The sequence below is a fragment of the Rhodobacter sp. SGA-6-6 genome (genome assembly GCF_011043545.1).
In the GTDB taxonomy this organism is placed as follows: domain Bacteria; phylum Pseudomonadota; class Alphaproteobacteria; order Rhodobacterales; family Rhodobacteraceae; genus Pseudogemmobacter.
In genome coordinates, this window is the sequence record NZ_JAAKGP010000023.1 from 1 (window position 1) to 12,837 (window position 12,837).

At 68.1% G+C, this 12,837-nt stretch carries 1 CRISPR repeat array (only partly in view).

The features are described 5' to 3' along the window. The first annotated feature begins 35 nt into the window (after positions 1–35). Positions 36–12,837: a CRISPR direct-repeat array (repeat unit 32 nt; unit sequence GTTTCGATCCGCGCTCCCACGCGGGGAGCGAC); it runs 2,416 nt beyond the window's last position.

A 12,837-nucleotide genomic window follows, 5' to 3' on the forward strand; every position in this document is an offset into this window, starting at 1 on the left:
CTTCGGATCGCCGGTCTGACCGATGATGCGCAGCAGTTTCGATCCGCGCTCCCACGCGGGGAGCGACCTGGCTGCATGAGCCGCCGCCGGGGCGGACCGTCGCCGTTTCGATCCGCGCTCCCACGCGGGGAGCGACGCGATGGCGGCCTTCGAGGCCGCAGGAACGGCGCTGTTTCGATCCGCGCTCCCACGCGGGGAGCGACCGGCATCGCCCTTGCGATAGGCGGTCCCGGCGCTGTTTCGATCCGCGCTCCCACGCGGGGAGCGACGGCCGTCATGACCGCAGCGGCAATGCAGGTGGAGGTTTCGATCCGCGCTCCCACGCGGGGAGCGACCCGCCAAGGCTTACGGGCCGAAGGGGGATTATATCGTTTCGATCCGCGCTCCCACGCGGGGAGCGACGAGCGGTTTCAGGAATCGAAGACGGCGATCATGGTTTCGATCCGCGCTCCCACGCGGGGAGCGACAAAACGACCAACGCGCGCGGCCGTCCGGGTCGGGTTTCGATCCGCGCTCCCACGCGGGGAGCGACTGGCCGTCATGCACCCGCCTTGCGACCGGCTGGCGTTTCGATCCGCGCTCCCACGCGGGGAGCGACCCCTTCACGCCGATCTTCATCTTCTCATGGCTCATGTTTCGATCCGCGCTCCCACGCGGGGAGCGACCGTATTCGCAGACTTCGCGCCAGCCTTTGCTGTGGTTTCGATCCGCGCTCCCACGCGGGGAGCGACGCTCATGGGGCCGGGATCGCCTGCGCGACATCCTGTTTCGATCCGCGCTCCCACGCGGGGAGCGACGGCGCGCGAGCGCGCAGGCTTCAGGAACGTGAAGGTTTCGATCCGCGCTCCCACGCGGGGAGCGACGGAAGGCGGGACGGGTGTCGTGATCGAGGTGCGGTTTCGATCCGCGCTCCCACGCGGGGAGCGACGTGATCCAGCGAAAGGAAGACGGGCTGTTCTGCAAGTTTCGATCCGCGCTCCCACGCGGGGAGCGAAACCAGATCACTGGAGATTCCGCTGTATGGCGCGCGTTTCGATCCGCGCTCCCACGCGGGGAGCGACCCGAGCGCCCGGCGCATCTGCGCCGAGGTGGTGCGTTTCGATCCGCGCTCCCACGCGGGGAGCGACTGGTCCACTGGAATCCACTCATGTTGCGGGGGGGTTTCGATCCGCGCTCCCACGCGGGGAGCGACTGATGCGGATCGCCCATCAGACCGTCGAGGAATACGTTTCGATCCGCGCTCCCACGCGGGGAGCGACCCGACCTGATCGGCGAGATCGTCGCAGCACTTGAGGTTTCGATCCGCGCTCCCACGCGGGGAGCGACTGGCGCTTCTGCGTCGGATGGTTTTGAGCGGTTGGTTTCGATCCGCGCTCCCACGCGGGGAGCGACACCCGTCATCATGATTGAGGTTTGAGATGACCGACGTTTCGATCCGCGCTCCCACGCGGGGAGCGACGCATCACCCACCGGCAACCCGAGTCGGCGGCGTGGTTTCGATCCGCGCTCCCACGCGGGGAGCGACGGGCGGTTTCTGACATGTTCGCAGCGGAGGGCGGGGTTTCGATCCGCGCTCCCACGCGGGGAGCGACGATCACGGCGAGCTGGACGACCTGCACCCGCATTGGTTTCGATCCGCGCTCCCACGCGGGGAGCGACAATAGAGGTTCGCGTTGCCCTTCCCGCCGCCAGGTTTCGATCCGCGCTCCCACGCGGGGAGCGACGTGCCGTGGACGGGGCCGAGGTGCCCGACAGCATGGTTTCGATCCGCGCTCCCACGCGGGGAGCGACGCGTGGACTTCCGCAGGTTGCCCGCCCCAAGGTTGTTTCGATCCGCGCTCCCACGCGGGGAGCGACCGTATTCGCAGACTTCGCGCCAGCCTTTGCTGTGGTTTCGATCCGCGCTCCCACGCGGGGAGCGACAGCCCGCAGGGTTGCGACAGCGGCACTTGATACAGTTTCGATCCGCGCTCCCACGCGGGGAGCGACGGGAAAATGGACCCCGCCCAAGCGCCTGCCTGAGGGTTTCGATCCGCGCTCCCACGCGGGGAGCGACCGCCTGCGCCATCGAGGACGCCCGCGAGGTGTGGGTTTCGATCCGCGCTCCCACGCGGGGAGCGACGCGCGGTGGTCGAAAGCGTATATGTCATTGCCAAGTTTCGATCCGCGCTCCCACGCGGGGAGCGACGGCTGGGACTGACCCCCACCACAAACCCCACACAGGTTTCGATCCGCGCTCCCACGCGGGGAGCGACCAACAGGGCAAACAACCTCGCGTGGGGAACGCAGTTTCGATCCGCGCTCCCACGCGGGGAGCGACCCGGGGTCGCCAATGATTTCAATGTGTTGCTCTGGTTTCGATCCGCGCTCCCACGCGGGGAGCGACTCGAGAAGCAGGCGGCGTATACCAAGGGCGCGAAGTTTCGATCCGCGCTCCCACGCGGGGAGCGACCAGCGCAGGAGGGCCGAGGTGTCCGTGACCTCATGTTTCGATCCGCGCTCCCACGCGGGGAGCGACCCCGGGCAGAAACTCAGGCTCCGTGGATGTCCTCGTTTCGATCCGCGCTCCCACGCGGGGAGCGACGACCGAAGGGGCTACCTACAAGGCATACGACAAGTTTCGATCCGCGCTCCCACGCGGGGAGCGACAGCGCGGCGGGGACGTGAAATACATCCGCGTCGAGTTTCGATCCGCGCTCCCACGCGGGGAGCGACCGCTGTTTCACTACCACGCCGCAGAAATCCCGGGTTTCGATCCGCGCTCCCACGCGGGGAGCGACCACCATCGGCGGTGTAGTTCTCGGGCTTCTGGTCGTTTCGATCCGCGCTCCCACGCGGGGAGCGACAGACGAGCTTGGGTTACGATGGCTTGTTCGTCCTGTTTCGATCCGCGCTCCCACGCGGGGAGCGACGCGCGACCCTCCAGATAGACGCAGGTTCTGTTGGGGTGTTTCGATCCGCGCTCCCACGCGGGGAGCGACGGTCACATGACCAAGCGTCGTGCCCGCGCGCAGTGTTTCGATCCGCGCTCCCACGCGGGGAGCGACTGCCGGTGGAGGGGCGACGCTGGCGGCTGACGGTGTTTCGATCCGCGCTCCCACGCGGGGAGCGACGGGCAGCATGTCGAGGGTGATCAAGCCGCTTCTGGTTTCGATCCGCGCTCCCACGCGGGGAGCGACCTGACGGCGCCGCCGTCGAAAATGAAGCCCAGATGTTTCGATCCGCGCTCCCACGCGGGGAGCGACCTGCCTGATGGGTGTTATCGGGGGAGGGCGGAGGTGTTTCGATCCGCGCTCCCACGCGGGGAGCGACCGTGATGCTCTGGCATGTCCCTTTCCGCACCGCGGTTTCGATCCGCGCTCCCACGCGGGGAGCGACGTGGCTGTGCATTTGAGGGAGATCGACAGCGGATGTTTCGATCCGCGCTCCCACGCGGGGAGCGACCGTTCAGGTAATAGCGCGTCTCATCCTTGCTGGCGTTTCGATCCGCGCTCCCACGCGGGGAGCGACCAGCGGCAGTGATGCCCGCCACATCCCTCCAGTCGTTTCGATCCGCGCTCCCACGCGGGGAGCGACGGGAAGTCCTGCGCGACCCGGACATGCACCGCCCCGTTTCGATCCGCGCTCCCACGCGGGGAGCGACTACCGGGTCGGCCTCAGCGGCAGGAGCAGGTCATGTTTCGATCCGCGCTCCCACGCGGGGAGCGACAGCCAGTCGCGTGACGGCCGTCCCGCGCAGGTCGTGTTTCGATCCGCGCTCCCACGCGGGGAGCGACCACTCGGCCCGCAACCCTTCTCGCGCAGGCAGGGTGTTTCGATCCGCGCTCCCACGCGGGGAGCGACGTGCTGACCGTCGCGCACCTCGATCATCAGCCGGAGTTTCGATCCGCGCTCCCACGCGGGGAGCGACGCGAAGACTTCCATCGGCTGGCCGGTGGCGGGGTGTTTCGATCCGCGCTCCCACGCGGGGAGCGACGTTGCCCTCCATCAGGCGGGTGAAAGATTGAGATTGTTTCGATCCGCGCTCCCACGCGGGGAGCGACGGCCGGTGATGATGGAGGTGGTCAGGGTCATGGGCGTTTCGATCCGCGCTCCCACGCGGGGAGCGACGTTTTTCCGCGCAACAGCGGATCGTGATGCCATGCGTTTCGATCCGCGCTCCCACGCGGGGAGCGACATGTGCATCATGCCGCCCTCCGGTGGTTTTTCCTGTTTCGATCCGCGCTCCCACGCGGGGAGCGACCTTGCCACCCGGCCTCACGCGCCCGCATCGCCGCTGTTTCGATCCGCGCTCCCACGCGGGGAGCGACTGTAGGTCCGGGCATCGGGCCTATCCTCACTGCGAGTTTCGATCCGCGCTCCCACGCGGGGAGCGACGTCTTGCCGTTGTCGGTGATGCCCTCCCAGCCCAGTTTCGATCCGCGCTCCCACGCGGGGAGCGACGCCTGATACTTGTCGGTCAGGCGGTCATGGTAGGGTTTCGATCCGCGCTCCCACGCGGGGAGCGACCATCATACGTCTGCGGACCGAGCGCGTTGGCCGCGTTTCGATCCGCGCTCCCACGCGGGGAGCGACCACGGTCGAAATCGGGCGTCGGGACGGTATCGAGGTTTCGATCCGCGCTCCCACGCGGGGAGCGACTCGGCGGTGATCTGCTCGACGGAGAGGTGTCCGAGTTTCGATCCGCGCTCCCACGCGGGGAGCGACACGGTGGCAGGGGCATCACTGTCTGCGATAGGTGGTTTCGATCCGCGCTCCCACGCGGGGAGCGACAAGCTGCGTGATTGCGCGGAGTGCAAATCCAGTGTTTCGATCCGCGCTCCCACGCGGGGAGCGACGCCCTCTGCCTCGATCCGCCAGACCCGCTCGCCGAGGTTTCGATCCGCGCTCCCACGCGGGGAGCGACCCGCCCCGCCCCCGATCAAGGGGGACCGCGCATGTTTCGATCCGCGCTCCCACGCGGGGAGCGACTGCCTGATGGGTGTTATCGGGGGAGGGCGGAGGTGTTTCGATCCGCGCTCCCACGCGGGGAGCGACCGACATGGGCGCAAAGCTGAGTGCCGCCCTGAACGTTTCGATCCGCGCTCCCACGCGGGGAGCGACGTCAATGCGGATGCTGTCGATATGAAGACTCACGGTTTCGATCCGCGCTCCCACGCGGGGAGCGACTATGGTCTACCGTCTTCCCGGGCAGCGGGTGCTGGTTTCGATCCGCGCTCCCACGCGGGGAGCGACGTTGCCGTCTCCTACCCAACATATGCGGGGCACGAGTTTCGATCCGCGCTCCCACGCGGGGAGCGACGCGCGATCCTCTCCGCGTCCTCTACTACAATGCCGTTTCGATCCGCGCTCCCACGCGGGGAGCGACTTGTGACGACGTCACCGGGCTTCCTGGTCATATGGTTTCGATCCGCGCTCCCACGCGGGGAGCGACGGCCCTTCACGCCGATCTTCATCTTCTCATGGCTCATGTTTCGATCCGCGCTCCCACGCGGGGAGCGACGCAGAGCCGAGAGGATGTCGTCGGCGTCGGCGGTGTTTCGATCCGCGCTCCCACGCGGGGAGCGACGCCGCGATTCGCGGATGGCCGACAGTGCTATTTCGTTTCGATCCGCGCTCCCACGCGGGGAGCGACGGCCCACCGAGACGATGGCGCGGAGCATGGGCATGTTTCGATCCGCGCTCCCACGCGGGGAGCGACTCGGGGCGGTCGACCAACCGACTCACCAGCACCGTTTCGATCCGCGCTCCCACGCGGGGAGCGACCACGTCCTTGCCGAAGCCGCGGAGCATCTTGAGGTTTCGATCCGCGCTCCCACGCGGGGAGCGACTCGAGGCCCCTACCCGCTCCACCCGGTTGCCGAGGTTTCGATCCGCGCTCCCACGCGGGGAGCGACGCGACGAGGACGAATACACGCTGGCCGAGTTGCTGTTTCGATCCGCGCTCCCACGCGGGGAGCGACGCGGCGATACGGAGGCTGACCAATGACCGGACCCGTTTCGATCCGCGCTCCCACGCGGGGAGCGACGTCGCGCCCTTCGGCAGGTTGGCCCGGGGTTGGATGTTTCGATCCGCGCTCCCACGCGGGGAGCGACGCGAGAACCGACCTCGCGTTGGTCTGGGACCAGTGTTTCGATCCGCGCTCCCACGCGGGGAGCGACGTGCTGACAATACCCGTCTCGACAGTCTCGTGCAGGTTTCGATCCGCGCTCCCACGCGGGGAGCGACTGGACCTTGCCGACGACAAGCGGGTGCAGGCACCGTTTCGATCCGCGCTCCCACGCGGGGAGCGACGCGGCGGATATCGGGATGGTATTCGGGACGATTGGTTTCGATCCGCGCTCCCACGCGGGGAGCGACGGTCGGGATGACGATCTACGTGCTGGCGGTGGTGTGTTTCGATCCGCGCTCCCACGCGGGGAGCGACTCGGCCCGCGCCGCCCTTCAACTCAAAGCGGGGGTTTCGATCCGCGCTCCCACGCGGGGAGCGACGTGGACGCATCGCTGATGGCGCCTGCCAACCATCCTGTTTCGATCCGCGCTCCCACGCGGGGAGCGACTGGCCTGCTTGCGTCATCCAGTTCGCTTTCGTGGTAGTTTCGATCCGCGCTCCCACGCGGGGAGCGACCCCCCGTCCGTGCCAGCGCGGCGCGGGCAGCAGACGTTTCGATCCGCGCTCCCACGCGGGGAGCGACGCGAGCCTCCGAGAGGGCGTCAGCGAGTGTGGGTGTTTCGATCCGCGCTCCCACGCGGGGAGCGACTTGTATTCGCCGGGGCCGGTCTTGCAGATCACGTTGTTTCGATCCGCGCTCCCACGCGGGGAGCGACGAGCGTCAGATCCATGGGCGGCAAGCGCTTTCAGGTTTCGATCCGCGCTCCCACGCGGGGAGCGACAAGCCCCGCGCGAGGCGAGGCGGGGTTGTGTGAAGTTTCGATCCGCGCTCCCACGCGGGGAGCGACTGGGTCATGCTGCGCCCTCCGCTTGCTTCGCCTTGTTTCGATCCGCGCTCCCACGCGGGGAGCGACCAGCGCGCTTGGACACGACGCCTGGTCTTGCGATCTGTTTCGATCCGCGCTCCCACGCGGGGAGCGACTGGACGCCCTGATCAAGGGCATCAAGGACGCCGAGTTTCGATCCGCGCTCCCACGCGGGGAGCGACGTGATGCTCTGGCATGTCCCTTTCCGCACCGCGGTTTCGATCCGCGCTCCCACGCGGGGAGCGACGGGGCCGGAGAGCCCCATCGCGTCAATGGCCTGGTTTCGATCCGCGCTCCCACGCGGGGAGCGACGGCTGCTGCGCCGGCAGGACGCGCGTCCAGTCCGGGTTTCGATCCGCGCTCCCACGCGGGGAGCGACGGTGGCCGACCGCACCAGCAGCCGAACGCCGGGGTTTCGATCCGCGCTCCCACGCGGGGAGCGACCTGCGGTTTGCCGTCCGCAGCCCGCTCGGCCATGTTTCGATCCGCGCTCCCACGCGGGGAGCGACGCTGCGCAAATCCGTGGTCCCGGCGGGATAATCGGCGTTTCGATCCGCGCTCCCACGCGGGGAGCGACAAGGCCAAATCCGAGACCGCCCAATCCGGCAGAGTTTCGATCCGCGCTCCCACGCGGGGAGCGACGACTATTCGTCTCCGCAAGGGATGGCTATCGAGGTTTCGATCCGCGCTCCCACGCGGGGAGCGACACTTGCAGTAGAACGTCGTTCACGTCCGCCATGTCGTTTCGATCCGCGCTCCCACGCGGGGAGCGACTCGAGGATGAACACCTGCCCGCCAACGATCTGCCAGTTTCGATCCGCGCTCCCACGCGGGGAGCGACAAGGGGTCGGATTTCAGGCTGGTCGATGATCCGGCGTTTCGATCCGCGCTCCCACGCGGGGAGCGACCCGTGGTCGATCAGCCAAGACGTGCCCCGCGCCCCGTTTCGATCCGCGCTCCCACGCGGGGAGCGACACGAGGCGGCGGCGCGGACCATCGACCTGATCCAGTTTCGATCCGCGCTCCCACGCGGGGAGCGACGCGAGGCGATGCTGGCGGCCATCGGCTACACGATGTTTCGATCCGCGCTCCCACGCGGGGAGCGACCCTATTCCGGGGCCACCTCCTACGAGGGGCTGGCGTTTCGATCCGCGCTCCCACGCGGGGAGCGACGCGGCTCCTCGCCCTGATCCGCCATTACGAGGACGTTTCGATCCGCGCTCCCACGCGGGGAGCGACTGGATGCGTGGCGCGGCCTGCCCCTACGAGCGGGTTTCGATCCGCGCTCCCACGCGGGGAGCGACGCGAACGCCCCACCCCATCCATCGTTGCTGTCGATGTTTCGATCCGCGCTCCCACGCGGGGAGCGACGCCGGGAATGCCGGTGCATCCACAAGGAACAGAGAGTTTCGATCCGCGCTCCCACGCGGGGAGCGACAACTACATTTGGGTTTATCACAATCTCGAATGGGTTTCGATCCGCGCTCCCACGCGGGGAGCGACAGCCTACCAGGCCTTTTCGCGGGGAGGGTGAAATGTTTCGATCCGCGCTCCCACGCGGGGAGCGACACATTTCCGCGTCCACAACCGCCTCCCTTATCCGTTTCGATCCGCGCTCCCACGCGGGGAGCGACGATGAGCAACGTCCTGTTGTTGGATGGTTCGGACGTTTCGATCCGCGCTCCCACGCGGGGAGCGACCCGTCGTCGCCTCTCGGCGCTGGAACCGACCAGTGTTTCGATCCGCGCTCCCACGCGGGGAGCGACACGCCGAGGTGCAGCCTACGCTGGGGATCAGGCAGTTTCGATCCGCGCTCCCACGCGGGGAGCGACCGCAAAGCTCCCGGCCATGCTCGACGGTCGGGCTGTTTCGATCCGCGCTCCCACGCGGGGAGCGACGGTCATCATGCTGCCCGCCTCCGCGATTGCTGCCTGTTTCGATCCGCGCTCCCACGCGGGGAGCGACCGCCAGCGCCGAAGGCCTCGACCACCGATCCTGCGTTTCGATCCGCGCTCCCACGCGGGGAGCGACACGCGCCCGACCGACACGATGATGCGGAGCATTGGTTTCGATCCGCGCTCCCACGCGGGGAGCGACCGAGAGGTTGAGCCTTTCGGCAAGGAGGCGGCCAGTTTCGATCCGCGCTCCCACGCGGGGAGCGACCGTCCTTACCGGCCTTGGCAGTCCAGTAATCCCGGTTTCGATCCGCGCTCCCACGCGGGGAGCGACGCCGCCCTATCTCACCCAGACCCTGATCGACGGCAGTTTCGATCCGCGCTCCCACGCGGGGAGCGACGTCGGGTCCTTGGTCACATCCATCTGCCCATGCCAGTTTCGATCCGCGCTCCCACGCGGGGAGCGACCGCACCGCCTTGAAGATGCTCTCGCGCTGGCAGGAGTTTCGATCCGCGCTCCCACGCGGGGAGCGACTCCGCCTTCATGCGGTTCAACACGTTGCCCTGCTGTTTCGATCCGCGCTCCCACGCGGGGAGCGACGGATGATCGTCCCGATCAAGGGCTGCCCTCCGGGGTTTCGATCCGCGCTCCCACGCGGGGAGCGACAGCGTTCGAGGGTTCGCCTTCTGCAACTGGCCCTGTTTCGATCCGCGCTCCCACGCGGGGAGCGACCGCCGAGGGCTTCGGCCCGGCTGACGAACTCGGGGTTTCGATCCGCGCTCCCACGCGGGGAGCGACTGATCGAAAATTACCGGCGGTCCGCGAGATGGGCGTTTCGATCCGCGCTCCCACGCGGGGAGCGACAAGGGAAAACATAACTGCGGCTCTTTGGATGTCAGTTTCGATCCGCGCTCCCACGCGGGGAGCGACGATATTGCATCGTATGCGCGGCTGCTGCGGTTGAGGTTTCGATCCGCGCTCCCACGCGGGGAGCGACGCTTGAGCCGGTCATCCGGCTCCATGCCGAGGGCGGTTTCGATCCGCGCTCCCACGCGGGGAGCGACCGTGCGGGCCCTGCCGGTAGCCGTCTCCAGCAGTGTGTTTCGATCCGCGCTCCCACGCGGGGAGCGACAGGGGCCGGTTGGGCCTATGGGGCCACAGGGATTGTTTCGATCCGCGCTCCCACGCGGGGAGCGACGACGAGACGCTTGGAGCGCAGCAACTCAAGCAGCAGTTTCGATCCGCGCTCCCACGCGGGGAGCGACCTATTGGAGAAAGGGGAGTAGGGATGACAGGAATTGTTTCGATCCGCGCTCCCACGCGGGGAGCGACCGCACCGGGAGGCCAAGGCGTTCGCGGATGACCTGTTTCGATCCGCGCTCCCACGCGGGGAGCGACCGACATGCGGGCTTTCGCGGCGATGGTAGCGACGGTTTCGATCCGCGCTCCCACGCGGGGAGCGACTCTACTGCATGCGCCATCAGCAGAGCGCATGGCCGGTTTCGATCCGCGCTCCCACGCGGGGAGCGACGATTTCCCCGGCGACCGGCACGGCAGCACCATGTCGGTTTCGATCCGCGCTCCCACGCGGGGAGCGACTCAGCCGATCGAGCGCCTCGACCACCAGGACATCGTTTCGATCCGCGCTCCCACGCGGGGAGCGACGCTGTTGTTGTCCAGTGCGGCACGGGCCTTGGCGGGTTTCGATCCGCGCTCCCACGCGGGGAGCGACCCAGTTGATCGGGGTGGACCACAGGCGCACCAGGTGTTTCGATCCGCGCTCCCACGCGGGGAGCGACTCTCCGAAAGCTCCCGGCGCACGTCATCTGCAAATGTTTCGATCCGCGCTCCCACGCGGGGAGCGACCGCGTGTTCGCAATGCGCGAGATCAACCTCTGCCTGTTTCGATCCGCGCTCCCACGCGGGGAGCGACGCTCGCCAACGAGGACGAGCGCATCCTGTCGGAGGCGGTTTCGATCCGCGCTCCCACGCGGGGAGCGACGACAGACCCGGCGACAAGATCGAAGGCTTGCGGCGAGTTTCGATCCGCGCTCCCACGCGGGGAGCGACAGGCGGTCGGACTGTTCCTGGCTGCGCAGGACCAGTTTCGATCCGCGCTCCCACGCGGGGAGCGACAGGGACAGCCTCGCCCCGCCAGCCCGCTTTCCGGGTTTCGATCCGCGCTCCCACGCGGGGAGCGACCCTCCCTTCCCTCCCGTCTCTTTCAACATCTAGGAAGTTTCGATCCGCGCTCCCACGCGGGGAGCGACAGGCGGGAGGCAATCCACCTGCCCGGGGTTCGGGGGTTTCGATCCGCGCTCCCACGCGGGGAGCGACGACCAAGCTCGACCTCGCGGCGCTGTCGGCTGAGGTTTCGATCCGCGCTCCCACGCGGGGAGCGACGATCTGCTGCGCGCGCGGTCGCGGGATCTCGTGCGTTTCGATCCGCGCTCCCACGCGGGGAGCGACGGGCGCGTCATGGGATCGCTTCCTCGCCGCCATGTTTCGATCCGCGCTCCCACGCGGGGAGCGACGATATCGCGCTGGCGTCTGCTGGCGAGAGGCTGCCGTTTCGATCCGCGCTCCCACGCGGGGAGCGACGCGCCGGCACCGACTTGCCGCATGAGCTGCTGGTGTTTCGATCCGCGCTCCCACGCGGGGAGCGACCAACTGGATTTCCGCGCTGATCGCGGCGATACTGTTTCGATCCGCGCTCCCACGCGGGGAGCGACGCCGAGGAGGCCCCGGTCCTGCGCCGCATCCACCTGTTTCGATCCGCGCTCCCACGCGGGGAGCGACATGGGCGTAGATTTCGCCAGCCTTCTTGCTGTGGGTTTCGATCCGCGCTCCCACGCGGGGAGCGACCCGGCATGAGCGGGGAGGAGCTTGAGGCATTCGAGTTTCGATCCGCGCTCCCACGCGGGGAGCGACATTTTGCGTGACTGGCTGCGTGAGCGGGGTCAGCGTTTCGATCCGCGCTCCCACGCGGGGAGCGACGCCATGTGCGGGGGGATGATCCCACGATTGCACAGGTTTCGATCCGCGCTCCCACGCGGGGAGCGACGCCTCAAGACGGATGGCAGGGTGATCTACACCGATGTTTCGATCCGCGCTCCCACGCGGGGAGCGACCTTGTCCATCGAGCTGCGATTGCGGAAGGTGGCGTTTCGATCCGCGCTCCCACGCGGGGAGCGACGAGGTGAAAGCCCCCGTGCGATCGCCGAGGCGCTGTTTCGATCCGCGCTCCCACGCGGGGAGCGACGCGGGCATCACCCGCCGCGCCGTCGGGGATGTCAGTTTCGATCCGCGCTCCCACGCGGGGAGCGACGGCCTCGGGGACGGCGATCTTCCGTTCAGTCATGTTTCGATCCGCGCTCCCACGCGGGGAGCGACGTGCTCGGGCGCGTGATGCGGACAGCCGAAACCGGTTTCGATCCGCGCTCCCACGCGGGGAGCGACGAGTGCTCGCAATGCGCGAGATCAACTCTGACTTGTTTCGATCCGCGCTCCCACGCGGGGAGCGACAGTCCGTGCCCTGAATGCAGACTTCGCCCTTGTTGTTTCGATCCGCGCTCCCACGCGGGGAGCGACGACCGCTTCCGAAACTACTGGATCGCCAAAGCCGGGTTTCGATCCGCGCTCCCACGCGGGGAGCGACGCTGCGCAAATCCGTGGTCCCGGCAGGATAATCGGCGTTTCGATCCGCGCTCCCACGCGGGGAGCGACCCAACGGCAACCGCGTCAGCTACAATCTGGCGTGGTTTCGATCCGCGCTCCCACGCGGGGAGCGACGCGCGGATGCTGCGGTTGAGGAAGACGATGCTGTTGTTTCGATCCGCGCTCCCACGCGGGGAGCGACGCAGTTGCAGGCACAGATCGTAGGTCTCGACATGGTTTCGATCCGCGCTCCCACGCGGGGAGCGACGACCAGTCCGGCACATGCCCGCGCGTGTGCTGGCTGT